At 70.7% G+C, this 16,136-nt stretch carries 17 protein-coding genes; 8 read left to right on the top strand and 9 right to left on the bottom strand.

Going from position 1 to position 16,136, the window contains the following annotated elements:
* Nucleotides 1-33 precede the first annotated feature (33 nt).
* The 3 genes from rpsR (at nucleotide 34) to FHP29_RS14155 (ending at nucleotide 1,502) form a co-directional block, all read left to right on the top strand.
* Nucleotides 34-270, top strand: coding sequence for a 30S ribosomal protein S18 (gene rpsR, locus FHP29_RS14165; RefSeq protein WP_136436555.1), 237 nt, complete (start codon nucleotides 34-36; stop codon nucleotides 268-270).
* A gap of 32 nt (nucleotides 271-302) precedes the next feature.
* Nucleotides 303-749 (top strand): 50S ribosomal protein L9, encoded by a 447-nt coding sequence (gene rplI / locus FHP29_RS14160; protein ID WP_139623518.1) that lies wholly within the window; start codon nucleotides 303-305, stop codon nucleotides 747-749.
* 102 nt (nucleotides 750-851) lie between these two features.
* On the top strand, nucleotides 852-1,502 hold the full coding sequence (locus FHP29_RS14155) for a hypothetical protein (protein WP_139623517.1): 651 nt from the start codon (nucleotides 852-854) through the stop codon (nucleotides 1,500-1,502).
* A 14-nt stretch (nucleotides 1,503-1,516) separates the two neighbouring features.
* On the opposite strand, the gene FHP29_RS14150 is transcribed toward FHP29_RS14155, so the two are convergent.
* A complete protein-coding gene (locus tag FHP29_RS14150) occupies nucleotides 1,517-2,056 on the bottom strand; it encodes a hypothetical protein (protein WP_139623516.1) in 540 nt (179 codons plus the stop codon).
* Complete coding sequence (locus tag FHP29_RS14145; RefSeq protein WP_139623515.1) at nucleotides 2,053-3,393, bottom strand: MATE family efflux transporter; 1,341 nt, start codon at nucleotides 3,391-3,393, stop codon at nucleotides 2,053-2,055. The genes FHP29_RS14150 and FHP29_RS14145 overlap by 4 nt, the downstream gene beginning before the upstream one ends.
* A 581-nt stretch (nucleotides 3,394-3,974) precedes the next feature.
* On the opposite strand from FHP29_RS14145, the gene dnaB reads away from it, so the two are divergent.
* Complete coding sequence (gene dnaB, locus FHP29_RS14140) at nucleotides 3,975-6,503, top strand: replicative DNA helicase (protein ID WP_139623801.1); 2,529 nt, start codon at nucleotides 3,975-3,977, stop codon at nucleotides 6,501-6,503.
* 302 nt (nucleotides 6,504-6,805) lie between these two features.
* Nucleotides 6,806-7,036 carry a hypothetical protein gene (locus FHP29_RS14135; protein WP_139623514.1) on the top strand — a complete coding sequence of 77 codons (231 nt, stop codon included), beginning with the start codon at nucleotides 6,806-6,808 and terminating at the stop codon, nucleotides 7,034-7,036.
* Here the strand turns inward: FHP29_RS14135 and FHP29_RS14130 are convergent, their stop codons facing one another.
* The 4 genes from FHP29_RS14130 to FHP29_RS14115 all read right to left on the bottom strand — a co-directional run bounded on the left by FHP29_RS14130 (nucleotide 7,037) and on the right by FHP29_RS14115 (nucleotide 9,099).
* Nucleotides 7,037-7,219: a hypothetical protein gene (locus tag FHP29_RS14130; protein WP_139623513.1), complete on the bottom strand. Its 183-nt coding sequence runs from the start codon at nucleotides 7,217-7,219 to the stop codon at nucleotides 7,037-7,039.
* Between the two features lie 232 nt (nucleotides 7,220-7,451).
* Nucleotides 7,452-8,120, bottom strand: coding sequence for a mobile mystery protein B (locus FHP29_RS14125; protein WP_158296568.1), 669 nt, complete (start codon nucleotides 8,118-8,120; stop codon nucleotides 7,452-7,454).
* Nucleotides 8,113-8,670 (bottom strand): helix-turn-helix domain-containing protein, encoded by a 558-nt coding sequence (locus FHP29_RS14120; protein WP_139623511.1) that lies wholly within the window; start codon nucleotides 8,668-8,670, stop codon nucleotides 8,113-8,115. The genes FHP29_RS14125 and FHP29_RS14120 overlap by 8 nt, the downstream gene beginning before the upstream one ends.
* Nucleotides 8,671-8,838: 168 nt before the next feature.
* On the bottom strand, nucleotides 8,839-9,099 hold the full coding sequence (locus tag FHP29_RS14115) for a hypothetical protein (protein WP_139623510.1): 261 nt from the start codon (nucleotides 9,097-9,099) through the stop codon (nucleotides 8,839-8,841).
* A gap of 252 nt (nucleotides 9,100-9,351) precedes the next feature.
* Here FHP29_RS14115 and FHP29_RS14110 point away from each other — a divergent pair, with 252 nt between their 5' ends.
* Together FHP29_RS14110 and FHP29_RS14105 are read left to right on the top strand one after the other, a co-directional pair.
* Nucleotides 9,352-10,014, top strand: a complete 663-nt coding sequence (locus FHP29_RS14110) for an MBL fold metallo-hydrolase (RefSeq protein WP_139623509.1) — start codon at nucleotides 9,352-9,354, stop codon at nucleotides 10,012-10,014.
* A gap of 62 nt (nucleotides 10,015-10,076) precedes the next feature.
* On the top strand, nucleotides 10,077-10,409 hold the full coding sequence (locus tag FHP29_RS14105; RefSeq protein ID WP_139623508.1) for a YnfA family protein: 333 nt from the start codon (nucleotides 10,077-10,079) through the stop codon (nucleotides 10,407-10,409).
* Between the two features lie 45 nt (nucleotides 10,410-10,454).
* On the opposite strand, the gene FHP29_RS14100 is transcribed toward FHP29_RS14105, so the two are convergent.
* Both FHP29_RS14100 and FHP29_RS14095 read right to left on the bottom strand, forming a co-directional pair.
* Entirely contained in the window at nucleotides 10,455-11,750 is a 1,296-nt protein-coding gene (locus tag FHP29_RS14100; protein ID WP_139623507.1) for an FAD-dependent oxidoreductase, read from the bottom strand.
* An 85-nt stretch (nucleotides 11,751-11,835) separates the two neighbouring features.
* On the bottom strand, nucleotides 11,836-13,434 hold the full coding sequence (locus tag FHP29_RS14095; protein ID WP_139623506.1) for a LuxR family transcriptional regulator: 1,599 nt from the start codon (nucleotides 13,432-13,434) through the stop codon (nucleotides 11,836-11,838).
* A 181-nt stretch (nucleotides 13,435-13,615) separates the two neighbouring features.
* Here FHP29_RS14095 and FHP29_RS14090 point away from each other — a divergent pair, with 181 nt between their 5' ends.
* The gene (locus FHP29_RS14090; protein ID WP_139623505.1) at nucleotides 13,616-15,112 is read left to right on the top strand and encodes an FAD-dependent oxidoreductase; all 1,497 of its coding nucleotides are present in this window, start codon (nucleotides 13,616-13,618) and stop codon (nucleotides 15,110-15,112) included.
* Nucleotides 15,113-15,131: 19 nt separating this feature from the next.
* On the opposite strand, the gene FHP29_RS14085 is transcribed toward FHP29_RS14090, so the two are convergent.
* Nucleotides 15,132-16,106: a zinc-binding dehydrogenase gene (locus FHP29_RS14085; RefSeq protein ID WP_139623504.1), complete on the bottom strand. Its 975-nt coding sequence runs from the start codon at nucleotides 16,104-16,106 to the stop codon at nucleotides 15,132-15,134.
* Nucleotides 16,107-16,136: the final 30 nt, after the last annotated feature.

Here is a 16,136-nt window from a genome sequence, read left to right as displayed (position 1 = left end):
TGACGCGGCCGGGCTCTGAGGAGGAGCACCACAATGGCGAAGGCAGTCGTCCGCAAGCCGAAGAAGAAGGTTTGCCAGTTCTGCAAGGAGAAGGCCACCGGTGTCGACTACAAGGACACCGGCCTTCTGAAGAAGTTCATCTCCGACCGTGGCAAGATCCGCGCCCGTCGGGTGACCGGCAACTGCGTCCAGCACCAGCGGGACGTTGCGATCGCGGTGAAGAACGCCCGCGAGGTCGCTCTGCTGCCCTACACCTCCAGCGGCCGCTGAGCCCCGGCTAGCAGAGAAGGAGAGCTGAACTCATGAAGATCATCCTGACCCAGGAGGTCGAGAACCTCGGCGCCGCCGGTGACGTGGTGGAGGTCAAGGACGGCTACGGCCGCAACTACCTCATCCCCCGCGGCTTCGGCATCCGGTGGACCCGGGGCGCCCAGGCGCAGGCCGACTCGATCAAGACCGCCCGCGCGTCCCGCGCCGTCCGCGACGAGAACCACGCCGCCGAGCTGAAGGCCAAGCTCGAGGGCTCGCCGGTCGACGTCAAGGTCAAGGCCGGCCAGGGCGGCCGCCTGTTCGGTGCGGTCACCCCCGCCGACATCGCGACCGCGCTCGGCGAGGCCGCCGGCGAGGCCATCGACAAGCGGACCATCGTCCTCGGCAACCCGATCAAGTCGCTGGGCAACCACGCGGTCTCGGTCAAGCTGCACGACGAGGTCTCCGCCGCGGTGTCGCTCAACGTCATCCCGAGCTGACCTGATCGACGTACGACGGCGTGGCCGGTCCCTGCGGGGCCGGCCACGCCGTTAGTTTTGGTGGACTCCTTCCCTTCCCCGAGCGACTCAGGAGCTTCCCCCATGCGTGTACGACGGCTGTGGCCCGCTGCCCTCCTGCTGCTGACCCCGGTCCTGACGGCCTGCGGCGACGACGACCCGGTGGTGGAGGACACGCCCAGCCCGAGTGCGACCGAGACGTCCACCCCGGCCGAGGCCACCAGCGCGACCACGTCGGCACCGGCCCAGCCCTCGAGCAGCGCCGCCGCCGCCGGGCTGCCGGCCGCCTGCGACCTGGTCACGGCCGAGGACCTGGCCGAGGCGTACGGCATGTCCTTCGGCGCCCCCGAGGTCGGCGGCAGCGACTCCGGCTCGGAGGGCAGCACCGGTGGCGGGCTCGCCTGGACCAGCGACGACTGCTCCTTCGAGGCGGAGGGCCTCGCCGAGGTCACCGTGAAGGTGACCGGGCCGGAGGACTTCACCCAGGGCGCCTTCGGCTGCCCGCAGCCCTCCGACGACGAGGGCAGCGTGGAGCCCGCGAACGACATCGCCGGCGCCACCGCCGGCTGGTGGAAGGTGAGCAGCCCGCCGGACTTCGAGGGTGAGCTGCGCGCCTGCTCCCCGAAGGTGCTGCTGCAGATCGACCTCGACTACGAGAAGGGCGTCGAGTACGAGGGCGACCCGCTCAACCAGTCCGTCGGGCTGGCCGAGAAGCTGCTGGCGGCGATCGGCTGAGTCCTGAGGCCCGGTCAGGTGCGCGCGTCCTCGGGGGCCCCGGCCCACGGGGCCGAGCCCTGGAGGGCGCCGAGCAGGATCACGAGCAGGACGCCGACGAGCCCCACGGTGCCGACACCGTAGAGCCAGCGCCAGCCCGCGCCGTCGTACAGGACACTGGCGACGAGCGCGACGAGGATCGCCGCCTCCGCGACGAACCACCACCAGCCGCTGCGGACGCGGGCCCCGCGCGCCCGCGTCCCCATCGCGTGGCACAGCGCGGCCTGGAAGCCGAGGGCCGGCACCGAGGACGCCCACACCACGGCCGGGTCGGCGTCGTCGAGCCAGGCGCGCGCCGCCGGCGCGCTGAGCGCCGCCGCGACGACGACGGTGAGTACCGCGAGGTAGCCGAGGGTCAGGCGCAGCGGGAGGTCGGGCACGGCCTTGGACAGCCGGATCCAGCCCACGAGCACCAGCAGGCTGCCGAGGACCTCGGCGACGTCCACCCGGTCGTCGGGTGCGGTGGTGAACACGGCGACGGCGAGCCCGAGGGCGATCCAGTGCAGCGGCCTCATGCCCCCGCCACCAGCCAGTCGTCGCTGCGCGAGCGGTGCACCAGCGTGACGAGGCGCCCGCCCATGAACACCAGGGAGAACACGAGCCACAGCCAGGGCAGGCCCGCGCCCAGGGCACTCGTCAGCAGCACCAGGGGAGCGTAGCCCGCGAGCACCACCACCCCGGCCCAGGCGAGATAGCGGCCGTCGCCCGCGCCGATCAGCACCCCGTCGAGGACGAACACCACACCGGCGGCCGGCTGGGCCGCGGCGGCGACCAGCAGCACCGGCACGAGCGCGTCGCGGACGCCGGTGTCGGGTGTGAACAGGGCGCCGAGCCAGGGACTCGTCGCGGCGAGCAGGAGTCCGGTCACGACCCCGCTGACGATCCCCCAGCGGACCATCCGCCCGGTGACCCCCCGGGTGCCGGCGATGTCCCCGGCGCCGAGGAACCGCCCGGTGATCGCCTGGGCGGCGATCGCGATCGCGTCGAGGACGTAGGCGAGCAAGCCCCACAGGGTCATCGCCAGCTGATGGGTGGCGACGGGGACGGCGGTGCTGCCGGTCCCCGCGGTGGCGGTCAGCACGACGGCGTACGTCGTCACCAGGAGCGAGGCGCGCAGGGTGAGGGTCCGCACGATGAGGGGGACGCCGGCGCGTGCCGCCGCCCGGACACCGGGCAGGTGCGGGCGCAGCGTGGCGCCCTCGCGGCGTGCGGCCCGGACCACGACGAGCACCAGCGCCAGGGCCATCGCGGTCTGGGCGAGCACCGACCCCAGCGCCGAGCCGGCGATCTCCAGACGGGGCACCGGGCCGGCGCCGTACACGAGCAGGACGTTGAGCGCGAGGTTGGCGACGTTGCCGAGGACGGCGACGACGAGCGGGGTGCGGGTGTCCTGCAGGCCGCGCAGCACGCCGGTGCCGGCGAGGATGAGCAGCAGTGGGGTGAGGCCGAGCGCGGCGACGCGCAGGTACGTCGTGGCGGGCTGGGCCACGTCGGCGGACGCCCCGAACAGGGAGACGAGGGGACCGGCACCGAGCGCGGTGGCGAGGGTGGCCGGGACGCCGATGAGGACGGCGAGCCAGAGGCCGTCGAGGCCCTGGGCGAGGGCGGCGCGGCGATGCCCGGCGCCGATCTGGCGGGCGACGCCGGCGGTGGTGCCGTAGGCGAGGAAGATCGACAGGCCGACGACGGTGGTAAGGATCGTTCCGGCGATGCCGAGGCCGGCGAGCTCCGGGGTGCCGAGGTGGCCGACGACCGCCGCGTCGCCGAGGAGGAACAGCGGCTCGGCGACGAGGGCCAGGAACGCCGGGAACGCCAACCGCGCGATCTCGCGGTCGAGAGCGCGCCCGCTCATCGGCGCCGCCGCGGGGCCGGTGGATAAATCCCGGCGACTTGTGGAAAGTGACCCGGTCGGTGTGATAGCGGACGGGTCCCGCGGACAGACCCCTGATGACCTCCCGGCGACCTGGAAGTGAACGGGATCACACCCGAGATTTCCGTGCTCCACAGCCCGGGAAAGACGTTTGCGCAGGTCAGGGGCACAGTCGTCGCCGACAGCTGCGTCGATTCCACAGGTTCCTCCCCAGCCAGTGCACACCATCTCAGCGTGTCGTCCACGTCCCTCACCGAGTTATCCCCAGGACCTGTGGATAAGGCCCTTTCGGCGGGGCCGCCCGGCACGTAGGTTGCCGGTCGGGCGCTGGTGCCGGTGACCCGCCGTGTCGATTGTGCCGGACCCGTTCGGCAGGCTGGACGTCGCACAGGGGAGCAGGCCGGATCAACCCGATCGGGCCACGTCAGGAAGGTGGGAGGACCGTGAGTCTCACGGACGACCCGCCCGCCTGGACCGCCGAGCCGTCCGGCGAGTGGGGGGACGGGCCGGCGCCGTACCAGCCGGGCGAGGCGCCCAGCGGTGGCCGCACGCCACCGCAGGACATGGCCGCCGAGCAGTCCGTGCTCGGCGCGATGATGATCTCCAAGGACGCGATCGCCGACGTCGTCGAGGTGCTCCGCGGGCCCGACTACTACCGCCCGGCCCACGAGGAGATCCACGAGGCGATCCTCGACCTCTACAGCCGCGGCGAGCCCGCCGACATGGTCACGGTCGCCGGTGAGCTGCAGCGGCGTGGTCAGCTGCAGAAGATCGGCGGGGCACCGTACCTCCACACCCTCGCCGCCAACGTCCCGATCGCCGCCAACGCCGGCTTCTACGCCGAGATCGTCTACGAGAAGGCGATCCTGCGCCGCCTGGTCAACGCCGGCACCAAGATCGTCCAGATCAGCTACGCGGGCGAGGGCGAGGTCGACGGGATCGTCAACGAGGCCCAGGCCGAGATCTACAAGGTCACCGACCGCAACAAGTCGGAGGACTACGCCCCCCTCAGCGACATCATGGACTCGGTCCTCGACGAGATCGAGGCGATCGAGAACCGCGAGGCCGGCATCTACGGCGTGCCGACCGGCTTCGCCGACCTCGACGAGCTCACCAACGGCCTGCACGCCGGTCAGATGATCGTCGTCGCGGCGAGGCCCGCTATGGGCAAGGCGCTCGCTCTCGACACCCCCCTTCCGACGCCCACGGGCTGGACGACCATGGGCGAGGTGAAGGTCGGCGACCAGCTCTACGACGCCGAGGGCAGGCCGACCCGGGTCGTCGCGGCGACCGACGTGATGCTGGACCGCCCGTGTTACGAGGTGGAGTTCTCCGACGGCTCGGTCATCGTCGCCGATGCCCAGCATCAGTGGCTGACCGAGACGCGAGCAGCCAGGAAGTCCAAGTGGGCTGCCGATCATCACTACAACCGCGCTCGGCATCAGCGGATCTTCGCATCGGTGATCACCACCGAGGAGATCTCTCGGTCGGTCCGAATCGGTGTCGAGCAGCGAGCCAACCACGCAGTGCTCAACGCGGGTGCACTCGATGGCCGATCAGCCGATCTGGCGATCCCTGCCTACGTGCTCGGCGCGTGGCTGGGCGATGGGCATTCCAGCGGTGCTCGGCTCACTTCCGAGACCGACGAGATCCCGATGTACATCGAGGGTCTCGGGATCCGCTGCGAGAGCCGGGGCGACATGCTCTACGCGCTGAAGCTCCCCGCGCGAGCGCCTCTGGTGAGGAGTTGCGAGGTCTGCAACAGGGAGTTCGAGGCCAGGCACCCGAACGTCTACACGTGCAGCCGGCGGTGCGGCCCCAAGAACAAGGGTGCCCATCCCGAGCGCCTGAACTGTGTCGACTGCGGCCAGCCCTCCTCCGGCGAGTCGTGGCAGTGTCGATCCTGCTACGACGACCACGGCTCGTTCACGGCTTTGCTCCGCCGGATCGGGGTCCTGGGCAACAAGCACATCCCGGCGTCCTATCTGCGGGCAGCGGAGGAGGACCGTCGCGCGCTCCTCGCCGGTCTGTTGGACACCGACGGCACGGTCTCGAGGCAGACCGGGTCGGTGCAGTTCACGACGACGAGCAAGCGGCTCGCTGACGATGTCTACGAACTGATCGTCAGCCTCGGCTACCGGTGCGGTGTGGCGACGAAGCCGGTCAAGGGCCGCTCCGTGGACAGCTCGACTGCCTACAATCTGAACTTCTCGACTGTCGATGACGTCTTCTGGCTCGACCGCAAGTCACGGCTCCACAAGGAGCACCGTCCTCAGACGACGACACGCATCGGCCGCCGATACATCGTTGACGTTCGTCCGGTGCCGTCCGTTCCGGTCCGCTGCGTGCAGGTCGACAACCCCGAGCATCTCTATCTCGCCGGCCGCTCGATGATTCCGACCCACAACTCCACGCTGGCACTCGACTTCTGCCGTGCCGCGTCGGTCCAGCACAACCTGACCAGCGCCTTCTTCAGCCTGGAGATGACGCGTGCCGAGATCGTGATGCGCCTGCTCTCGGCCGAGGCACGCATCCCGCTCAACCACATCCGCAACGGCAAGATGGGCACCGAGGAGTGGGACCGCCTCGCCCGGCACGTGGCGAAGGTGTCGTCGGCGCCGATGTTCGTCGACGACTCGCCCAACATGACGATGACCGAGATCCGCGCCAAGGCGCGCCGGCTCAAGCAGAAGCACGATCTCAAGCTGATGGTCATCGACTACCTCCAGCTGATGAGCTCGGGCAAGAAGGTCGAGTCGCGTCAGCTCGAGGTCTCCGAGTTCTCCCGGCAGATGAAGCTGCTGGCCAAGGAGCTCGAGATCCCGATCATCGCGCTCTCCCAGCTCAACCGTGGTCCTGAGCAGCGTGCCGACAAGCGGCCGGCGATGAGCGACCTTCGCGAATCGGGGTCCATCGAGCAAGATGCAGATATGGTGATCCTTCTCCATAGAGACGACGTCTACGAGAAGGAGTCGACCCGTCCCGGCGAGGCCGACCTCATCGTCGCCAAGCACCGCAACGGCGCGACCCGCGACATCGTCGTCGCCTTCCAGGGTCACTACAGCCGGTTCGTCGACATGGCGCACGGCTGAGTGCTGGGTGTCGAGATGCAGCGAACTCTGACTTTGCCTACGACAAGGTGGACTTCGCACGTTATGTCGGCCGTCGTGGGCAGATCGTGTCGGAGCCGTAGGCGAGAATGTGAACCACTCGGCTCGCGGCCGGACAACTGAAGAGATGTGAAATGACGTTGGGACGGGTGCGCTAACACCCGTCCCAACCCAGAGGTGACTACGTCACCGTCTGTGCAGTCGCCAGCGAAGAGCCTCTGGATCCATCACCCCAAAGGAGTCCAACCAGAGGAACCGCTATGCCCACCACTCACCGTTGCAAGGTGAAGCTCATCGGTCGCACCTGCGACCACGACCTGTGCGTCCCGATCAGCAGGGGCGTGCCCCCAGAGCTCCGGTGCTCCGACGGTCAGCCGTCCGGGTACGGGGGCGGCGGTGGCGCCACCTGCGGCTGCCGCGTGCCTGACCACCTCGCAGACGTGGTCGAGCGCGAGCTTCGGGACAACCTCCAGGAGTCGAAGCGCCGGGGCTACGTCCTGGTCGCCGCAGCGTGATCAGACTCTCCGATCGGAGGGGAGGTGATCGCGTGGCACGCCAGAGCCGCCGGTATCGCCGCCGCAGCAGTTTCCCTGGTGGTCGGGATCTACCTCGGCTGCCGGTTCCACGACGACGAAGGCAACCTCGTCAAGTGCGGCACCGCCGTCTACATCGTGGTCGTCGCCCTTCTCGATGTCCACGGCATCTCGAGGCGGAAGACGCCGGACTTACCGAGGCCTGGGAGGACGTCACGACCTTCTGCACCTTCGAGGGCATGACAGCCATCAAGGTGAGCAGGAACGCGAGCAGCGACACGTAGTCAACGTCGCTCGGGTTGACGCGGTAGCTGCGTATGAGGGTCACAAGATGGTTCATGACGTCGACATCGGCGCGAACGGCACCGCCACGGGTCGTACCGACGCCGCCCACCGGCTACGACGGCAGGCTGGACGGCCATTCGTCGACGGCGTTGGGGTCGAGCGCGAAGGTGACGAGGCCGTCGACGTTGTTGCGGTTCATGTCGAGCGCGCGGAGCGCTTCGAGGTAGGCGGTCCGACGTTGCTCCTTGGTCCTCGCCAGGTGCACGCCCCAGTCCAGGGGGTCGGGGTGCAGACCTAGCGCAGCGAGCAGTTCGTCGGCCGCGAGGCGGGCGAAACGGCCGTTGCCATTCACGAAGGGGTGGATGGCGACCGTCTGGTGGTGCAGTCGAAGCACGGTCTCGACCGGCGACCAAGTGCGGGCGTTGATGTGGAACTCGGCGTCGTCGAGACGGGCCTTCCAGTCGCCCTGGATGTAGGCGGGGTCGATGCCGACGGTGGTTTCCCGTTGCCGGATCTTCCCCGCCCACGCCCAAACGTCGCCGAACATCTCCCGGTGGACCTCGCGGAGGGTGTACTGATCGACGAGGTCGGTCCAGGCGAAGCCTTGCTCGCGGACCCAGAGCATGCCGCGCGCGATGTTGGCGGCCTCCAGTGCGTTGAGTTCCGCCATCGTCTCGATCTGCTGATGCGGTGGCAGGAGAAACTCGCGGTCATCTTCGTTGACCGGTGTCGCCCCGTACGGCTGGTTCAGTGGGTCGAACGGGCCGCCGGTCTCAGACAAGCGAGGAAACCATCCGGTCTGTGGTCTCGCGCAACATCTGGGCCACGGCGGGTTCTTGGATTGCCTGATCTTCCAGTTCCATTGAGCCCGTCACCCGCGCCACGAACCGTCGGGCGGTGTCCTCCGCGACCTTGCGCGCGTCTGCACGGGTCAGCAGGCCCTCTTGGACTGCGCGACGCAGCAGCGCCCAGTCCGAGTCGGGGAACCTCTCGGGCTTCACATATGCGACGCGCAGGTTCTGCAGTTCGCGAAGCATTCGAGCGTGGCTGATCTCCTTGGCGGCGGCACGGTTCACCACTTCCGCGACCGTGGGCCTCAGCGATGCTGGTTTCGTCTTCACCCTCGAGGAGAGCCGCGAGACGGTGGCTTGGGAGACCCCGAGCACTTCGGCGACCGACTCCTGGGAAGCCCCTTCGGCGAGGGCTTTCGCGACGAACCGGGCCTGTTCGAGTTCGGCCAATTCACGCTTTGCACGAATCCGAACGGCCTCGCTCTTCAGAGTGTCGGGGACCGGCTTCCTCGTGCGCGCCACAACAGCCACCTTTCTCATTCACCTTGCATGATAGCGCGCATGAGGGCGACGCCGTCATCTCTCACGCTGGGGGAGTGCGGACGGGTTGTCGGACGCCTCGTCTACCGTCCCGGACTCGACCAGCCCGTCGCCATCCGCAGCCGCGGCCGGGTCAGGCTGTAAGTCGCGCGGAGGGTGGCTGCTCGATCAGGCGGAGGGGTTGATCCAGGACAGCACCGCTGCGTTCGCGCGTTCGAACTCCTGGTCGCCAGTGAGGAGACTCAACGCCTTCGTGAGGCCGGTGTAGACACCACCAGCCATCAAGGTCATCGTCTTGACCATCTGGTACTCGGTGCTGTTCGGGTGGGCGTCAGTCTCCCGGAAGGAAGCGAAGGCGCGCTCAGCGTCGGCCTCCGCCTTGGCGACCTCGGCACGCAACTTCTGCTCGAACTCAGTCATGTCGATCATGGCTTGTTCATCCTTCCATCGCTCCATGGAGAGCGCGGGGGTTTCTGCGGGGATATCGCGGCCAGTTGCCCAACCACGAGGCGAAGTCAGCCGGAAGCCTCTCAGTCCCGCCATGAGGAGTCGATGAGTTCGTCGGGGTTCGCCGGTCGACACCTGTGAACTGACCCAGGCGCACTCCAGAGGCCCGCAACGATGACCACTCCTCCGGACTGCGGGGCCGTCTCGTCGTACGCCGAAGCCGGAGGAGGACTCATGACCGACCGGAGACCGGTGAGCGCCGCGGGCGCCATCACCATCACGCCCATCGTCGTTGCCGACCTCCACGTCGAGGGCGAGGTGATGCCGGTGTGCGTGCACGTCATCGACCATCCCGATGGTCGGGTCCTCGTCGACACCGGCATGACGGAGCTGCACCCGGCGGTCGTCGCCGCGTTCGCGCCCCGCCTCTATCCACTGAACGAGCAGGACTTCGACGTCGCGGGCATCGACATCGTCGTCAACACGCACCTGCACGCCGACCATTGCGGCGGCAACCACCTCTTCGCCGGACGGCCGATCTACGTCCAGCGCCGGGAGCTCGACGACGCCCGCCGCGAGGAGGACTACACGATTCGCGAGTGGGTCGACGCTCCCGATCTGCAGTACGTCGCGGTCGACGGAGAGATCGAACTGCTGCCGGGTGTTCGCCTCGTCCCGGCGCCGGGTCATACGCCCGGGTCACAGGTCGTCGTGGTCGAGACCGGGGACCGTCCGGACGTGATCTGTGGCGACACCGCAGTGTGGTTCGGGGAGCTGGACGAGCCGCGGACCGAGGGACAGCGGCTCGTCCGCGCGCTCGATCCTGAGAAGGCGTGGCTCGCGCACGTGCGCGAGCCATGGCGATCTGGCGTCACCAATGCCGAAGGGAGCGAGTGACCCGGGCGGGGAGAGGAGACTGCCTGCGTCTCGACCGCTGCTGGCGCTGACAGGATGCCCCGGTGGAGATCCTGAGGTCGATCGCCTTGTTCATCGCAGCTGCCGTCGCCGAGATCGGCGGCGCCTGGCTGGTCTGGCAGGGCGTCCGGGAGCACCGCGGTGGGGTGTGGATCGGCGCCGGGGTGATCGCGCTCGGCCTCTACGGATTCGTCGCCACCCTCCAGACCGACCCGCACTTCGGTCGCATCCTCGCGGCGTACGGCGGAGTCTTCGTGGCCGGTTCTCTCGCGTGGGGCATGGCCTTCGACGGCTTCCGACCCGACCGCTTCGACGTCGTCGGCGCGCTGATCTGCCTGGTCGGCGTGGCCGTGATCACGTACTCACCGCGCACCTGACGGCTGCGGCTCCGAGCCGAGCGCGGAGCTCGCCCGGTCGCGCCCTCACCCGACCGGCGCGGCCACTGCCAGCTCGGCCCGGGCCGGGCCGGGCGTGGGCGGTCGCCAGCCCTCGCGCAGCATCTGGCGGACCGGCTCGCGGAGCTGGTCGAGGACGGCGGGGCCGGCGAACATGCCGGAGAAGGGGCCGATGACCGGCATCCAGTCGGGTCGGCCCTCGCCCGCCGCGAGGATCACGTCGCTCGGCAGCGGCTCGTCGGGCGACAGGGGCTCGCCGTGGAAGCGGCGCAGCAGGGAGCCGTCCGTGCGCACGTGGTCGGCCCACCAGGGGCGGATGTGCTCCTCGGCCCACTGGTCGAGCAGCAGCGAGAGGTCGGTGCCGTCGCCGTCGATGTGGTCGAGGAGGACCTTCGCATGCGGCACGTGCAGCGCGAGGCTGCGGCCGTTGGCGGGGTTGAGGGTGCACACGCTGTCGCCGAGGAAGAAGAGGCCGGCGGCGGGCGGCAGGCCGAGCGCGGGTCCCTGGAGCCGGTAGGTGTTGGTGAGGTTGGTGCCCACCCGCACCGGGGTGATCGGCTCGTGCGCGGCGGTGTCGGCCCACGGCGCGGTGTGCGGCACCGACCGCACCGCGCGCATGAAGCCGTCCTCGGTGCGCAGCACGCCGATCTCGTCGGCGTCGGAGGGGCAGATGAGCAGGACGTGGTGGGTCCGGTCGTCGGCCGGCATCACCAGCGAGGCGTAGTCGGGGCCGGTCACGAAGGAGGGGAACGGGGCGTCGTACGCCGCGGCGTCGGGTCGGGTGCGGAAGGTGCGGAAGAGGTACGACGTCCCGCACGACCCGCCCTGCACCGGACCGCGCAGCTCGTCGCCGAGGTGGCTGCCGCGGCCGGTCGCGACGATCACGGCGTCGGCCCCCACCGGGTCGTCGTCCACGACCGCACCGCGCACGCGGGCGTCGTCGGCGAGCAGGTGGTCGGCGTGGCCGGTCCGCCACCGCAGCCGCGGCTCGGCCTGGGCCACCTCGCGCAGGACCCGCTCCACCAGCGGCCGGCGGGCGAACATCGCGGTCACCAGCCCCGGCATGCCGGGCATCTCGCCGAGGCGCGCGCCCTGCGCGATGAGCCGGTCGACGACGTCGGGCATCTCCTCGAGGATCGTCCGCACCACGTGGCCGCGCCAGGCGTGCGGCGCCTCGCCCTGCATGACGCCGACCCGGCGCCAGGCGCCGTCGGCGTCGGGGCCCGGGTCGCGGTCGACGACCGTGACGTCGTGGCCGCGCCGGGCGAGGCCGATCGCGGTGAACGTGCCGACGGGTCCTGCCCCGATGACGAGTGTCTTCATGATGTCCTCCTGGTCGGTTCCAGCGACCGTAGGAGCGCGGGCGGGGTCCCCGCGTCGGCAGAAATGTGCAGGTCGATGTGCAGGATCAGGCGAGCCCGTGCCGGTGCGCCCAGGCGGTGGCCGCGGCCCGGTTGGAGACCTCGAGCTTGAGGAAGATGTTGGCGAGGTGGCGGGCGACGGTCTTCTCGGACAGCACGAGCTGCTCGGCGATGCCCCGGTTGGTGGCGCCGGCGGCCACGAGGCGGAGCACCTCGGCCTCGCGACCGGTCAGACCGTGCCGCTCGGTGCGGGTCACCTTGTCGAGCCGGTCGATGTCCGGCCGCGCGCCGAGGGCGGTGAAGACGGCGCGCGCGGCGTGCCGCTCGAGCTGGGCGGTCTCGTGGTCGCCGAGCGCGTCGCAGGCCTCGGCGACGTCGATCCGGCACCGCGCCTCGTCATACGGCGACCCGGTCGCCCGGAACCCGTCCAGCGCGGATCGCAGCGCGCCGAGCGCCTGCTGCGGATCGGCGCGGTGCAGGGCGAGCCGGCCGCGCGCGGAGGCCGCCGACGCCCGCAGGAAGGCCGCGCCTGCGGCCTCCGCCGCCTGGTCGAGCCGGGCCGACGCCTCGGTCGCGCAGGCGAGGTCGCCCGTCGCGAGCGCCACCTCGAGCAGGGCCGGCCACAGCCGGATGCGCAGCTGCGGGGATCCGGGCTCCTCCAGCGCGCGGCGCAGCGCGAGCAGCGCCGCCTCGGCCCGACCCTGCGCCAGCCGCATCAGCGCGAGCCCGGGCTGGGGGTCCTTGCCGTGGGCGAGCGCCGCGCGGTAGCCCGACTCGGCGGCGTCGTCCTCGCCGCGCAGCCGGTGCAGCTCGGCGCGCAGGTAGTGCGCCTCCCCGATCGTGTTCAGGTTGGGCCCGGGGTGCGCGATGAGGCGGTCGAGCTCGTCGATGGCGCGCGACCAGTCCCCCCGCAGCTGGTGGACCTCCGACCGGTGGACGATGCAGGCGCCCTGGAACGGCACCAGCCCCGGCTGCCGGGCACACCACTCGTCGAGGACCCGGGTCCACTCGACACTGCGTTCCAGGTCGAGGCACGCCTTGCAGTTGGCGACGATCGCGCAGTAGACGATGCCGACCGCCTGCGGGGTCACCGGTGCCGCGGTCGCTCGCACCATGGTGGCGTCCAGCTCGGCGAGCCCGCTGGCCAGGTCGCCGTTGGCGAGCAGGGCCTGGCCGTGGGCGAGCCCGCCGAAGACGCCGAGGTCGACGTCGTCGTGCTCGGCGGCGATCGGGCGGAGTCCGCTCGCCAGGCGGAGGGCCTCCTCGGCGTGGCCCGAGTGGAGGTGGAACATCGCGGCCGTCAGCTGCTCGTAGCCGCGCCACACCGACGCGGCGAAGCGGTCGCCCTGCACCGAGCGCATCAACGTCCACCAGCCGCTCGCCTGGGCGAGGTCGCCGCGGAAGTTCGCGGTGAGCCCCAACCAGAACGCGACCCGCGACGCGCCGTCCGGATCCCCGTCGGCGAGGTAGGCGTGGTGCGCCCGCTCGCGGGCGGCGACGGCCTCGTCGAGCTCGCCGGTCAGGAAGGCCGCCAGGCCCCACTGCTCGAGATCGCGCGCGGTGTGGCCGTCGGCGGCGGCGTACGCGCGCCGCGCGTCCGGCCACGCCCGCGCGGCGTACGCCCGGCGTCCTGCCTCGAGGCTCACCTCGCCATCATGGACCGCCCGGCGCGCGATGAGTAGCGGATCGGCGGGGACGCGTCGCCGATCGGGTGAGGTGGACGCGCGGCGCGCAGGACCCCCGGAATTCCATCCCGATGGGCTATTCCGGAGACGCCGCGATCGGGCTCATCCTGTGACGCGGGGAGGGCCGAAGGGGTGACGGCCGATGAGATCCGAGAAGTACGACGTCGTGGTGGTGGGCGCGGGCATCTGCGGGCTCAACGCCCTGTTCGTGGTCAGCGACTACCTCGAGCGCGGCCAGCGGGTCGCGCTCGTCGACCGGCGCGAGCGGGTCGGCGGCATGTGGAACGACACCTACGACTACGTCCGCCTCCATCAGCCCCATCCCTTCTTCACGGCGGGCAACATCAAGTGGCGCTGGGACAAGGACCCCTCGCACCTCGCCACGAAGCCCGAGGTGATCGATCACCTGTCCTACTGCCTCGAGGTGATCAAGGCGCGGGCCACGGTCGGCGACTACCTCGGCTGGTCCTATCTGGAGCACGACGAGGCCGACGGCGTCGTCCGCACCACCATCGAGCGCGACGGCGAGCGGGTGCTGCTCGAGTCCGACCGGCTGGTGAAGGCGTTCGGCTTCGACGTACGGCCGAACGATCCGCTGCGCCTCAGCAGCACGCGAGTGCGCTCGGTGTCCCCGGACACCTGCGACGTGCGGACGGGCGAGATCGCCTCCTCGGACGCGCCCGTGTGGGTGATCGGCGGCGGCAAGACGGCGATGGACGCGGTGCACACCCTGGTGACCTCCCACCCCGGTCGCGAGGTGAGTCTGCTCGCCGGATCGGGCACCTACTTCGTCCGCCGCGACGAGATCTATCCCCAGCGTCCCGGGCTGCGGCGCGGCACCCGGGTCAACCAGTTCTCGGTCGACCTGGCGATGAGGTACGACGGCGACAACGACACGACGCTCTACGAGCCCGCGCTCGGCCACACCATGCTCAAGGTCACCCCGACCGCCCGCAGCTGGATGATCGGGCTGCTCTCCGACGACGAGGCGCAGCGGATCAGCGCCGGCGTCACCCGCTCGATCCTGGGCCATCTCGTCGACGCCGTGGACGTCGGCGACAGCGGGGAGACGGGGGACGGCGCGGAGCTGGTGCTCCGCGACGGCGAGCGGGTGCCGGTCCCGGCCGGCACGTGGGTCCTGAACTGCACCGGCTACCTCCACACGCGGGAGGCGCCCTACGAGCCGTTCTGCTCACCCTCGGGCCGGGTCCTGTCGATCAACCAACGCTCGGTCACCTTGGGCTTCACCTCGCTGTCCGGCTTCATGCTCACCCATCTGCTCATGCGCGACCGGCTCCGCGACCTGCCGCTCTACGAGCTCGACTGGCAGGCGCTGCGGCGGGTCGCCGGGAGCGACGCCACGCCGGTGATGTGGACCGTGCTGATGCACAACTACACCCTGCTGGTCGAGGCGCTGCCGCCCACGGTGCTGATGCGCAACGGGTTCGACGGCGACGCGTGGTACCCGCCGCTGCGCCGGCAGTGGGGCGCCGCGTCGTTCGTCCGGACCCGGCGCAAGCAGCGCGCGCACTACCAGCGCACGCTCGACCGGGCCCGGGAGCGCTACGACGTCCGGTGCGGACCGCTCGCGACGAGCGAGCCGGCGCCGGCCGGGAGGCGGGCGGCCCGTCGGCCCTAGGACCGGGCACCGGTGAGGGTCAGGGCCGCAGCAGGATCTTCCCGCTGCGCCCCGGCTCGGCGTTGGCGGCGGCCGCGGCGCGCACGTCGTCGAGGGGGTACGTCGCCTCGACCGGCAGGGTGAGCGAGCCCTCGCCGATGCGCTGGATCAGCTCGCCGAACAGCGCGCGGCGCTGCTCGGCCGGCATGGTGCGGCTGACCGTGCTGCCCCAGAAGCCGCGGATCGTGGCCTGCTTGAAGATCACGTCGCCGGAGGAGACCTCCATCGTCGGCGACTGCATCGCGCCGAACACCACGAGGGTGCCGTTCTCGGCGAGCAGGGACATCACCTCGCCGGTGGCCCGGCCACCGACGGAGTCGACGCCGACGCGGATCGGCGCGCCTCCGGTGATCTCCTCGACCCGCTCGACCCAGCCGTCGTCGGTCGCGACGATCCGGTCGATGCCCTGGGCGGCGAGCTCCTCGACGCCGGCGGGGCGGCGGACGAGCCCGACCACGTTGACGCCCCGGGCCCTGCCGAGCTGGGCGACCATACGCCCGACGGCGCCGTTGGCGGTGTTCTGCACCATCCAGTCGCCGGGCTGGAGCTCGAGCGACTCGAGCAGGCTGATCGCGCTGAACGGCATCGACACCAGCTGGGCCGCGACGTCGTCGGGGAGGGAGTCGGGGACCGGGATGAGAGCGCCGGCGGGAGCGACGAAGGACTCGGCCCACGCGCCGAAGGTGCCGCCGCTGGCGACCCGCTGGCCGACCGTCACGCGCTCGACGCCCTCGCCCACGGCGTCGACGACGCCGACCGCCTCGCTCCCGGCGCGGGCGGGCAGCTCGGGCTTGAAGCCGTACGAGCCGCGGATCGTCCACAGGTCGTGGTTGTGGATCGAGGCGAGCAGGGTGCGCACGCGCACCTCGCCCGGACCCGGCTCGGGGGTGGGGACGTCCTCGACGCCGAGGACCTCGGTGGGATCGCCGAACTGGTGGTGGATGACGGCACGCATGGGTCCAGCATGGCGGGCGGCGTCAAGAGG

This window comes from Nocardioides albidus (genome assembly GCF_006335005.1).
Taxonomy (GTDB): Bacteria; Actinomycetota; Actinomycetes; order Propionibacteriales; family Nocardioidaceae; genus Nocardioides; species Nocardioides albidus.
Note: the sequence above shows the minus strand (reverse complement) of the source record. Positions and strands in the feature narration are given on the sequence as shown.

Excerpts from the sequence above, each read along its gene's own strand:
- FHP29_RS14120 (WP_139623511.1), bottom strand. The coding sequence starts at position 8,670 with ATGAGAAAGGTGGCTGTTGTGGCGCGCACGAGGAAGCCGGTCCCCGAC.
- FHP29_RS14110 (WP_139623509.1), top strand. The coding sequence starts at position 9,352 with ATGACCGACCGGAGACCGGTGAGCGCCGCGGGCGCCATCACCATCACG.
- rpsR (WP_136436555.1), top strand. The coding sequence starts at position 34 with ATGGCGAAGGCAGTCGTCCGCAAGCCGAAGAAGAAGGTTTGCCAGTTC.
- rplI (WP_139623518.1), top strand. The coding sequence starts at position 303 with ATGAAGATCATCCTGACCCAGGAGGTCGAGAACCTCGGCGCCGCCGGT.
- FHP29_RS14150 (WP_139623516.1), bottom strand. The coding sequence starts at position 2,056 with ATGAGGCCGCTGCACTGGATCGCCCTCGGGCTCGCCGTCGCCGTGTTC.
- FHP29_RS14155 (WP_139623517.1), top strand. The coding sequence starts at position 852 with ATGCGTGTACGACGGCTGTGGCCCGCTGCCCTCCTGCTGCTGACCCCG.
- FHP29_RS14145 (WP_139623515.1), bottom strand. The coding sequence starts at position 3,393 with ATGAGCGGGCGCGCTCTCGACCGCGAGATCGCGCGGTTGGCGTTCCCG.
- FHP29_RS14085 (WP_139623504.1), bottom strand. The coding sequence starts at position 16,106 with ATGCGTGCCGTCATCCACCACCAGTTCGGCGATCCCACCGAGGTCCTC.
- FHP29_RS14090 (WP_139623505.1), top strand. The coding sequence starts at position 13,616 with ATGAGATCCGAGAAGTACGACGTCGTGGTGGTGGGCGCGGGCATCTGC.
- dnaB (WP_139623801.1), top strand. The coding sequence starts at position 3,975 with ATGGCCGCCGAGCAGTCCGTGCTCGGCGCGATGATGATCTCCAAGGAC.
- FHP29_RS14115 (WP_139623510.1), bottom strand. The coding sequence starts at position 9,099 with ATGATCGACATGACTGAGTTCGAGCAGAAGTTGCGTGCCGAGGTCGCC.
- FHP29_RS14100 (WP_139623507.1), bottom strand. The coding sequence starts at position 11,750 with ATGAAGACACTCGTCATCGGGGCAGGACCCGTCGGCACGTTCACCGCG.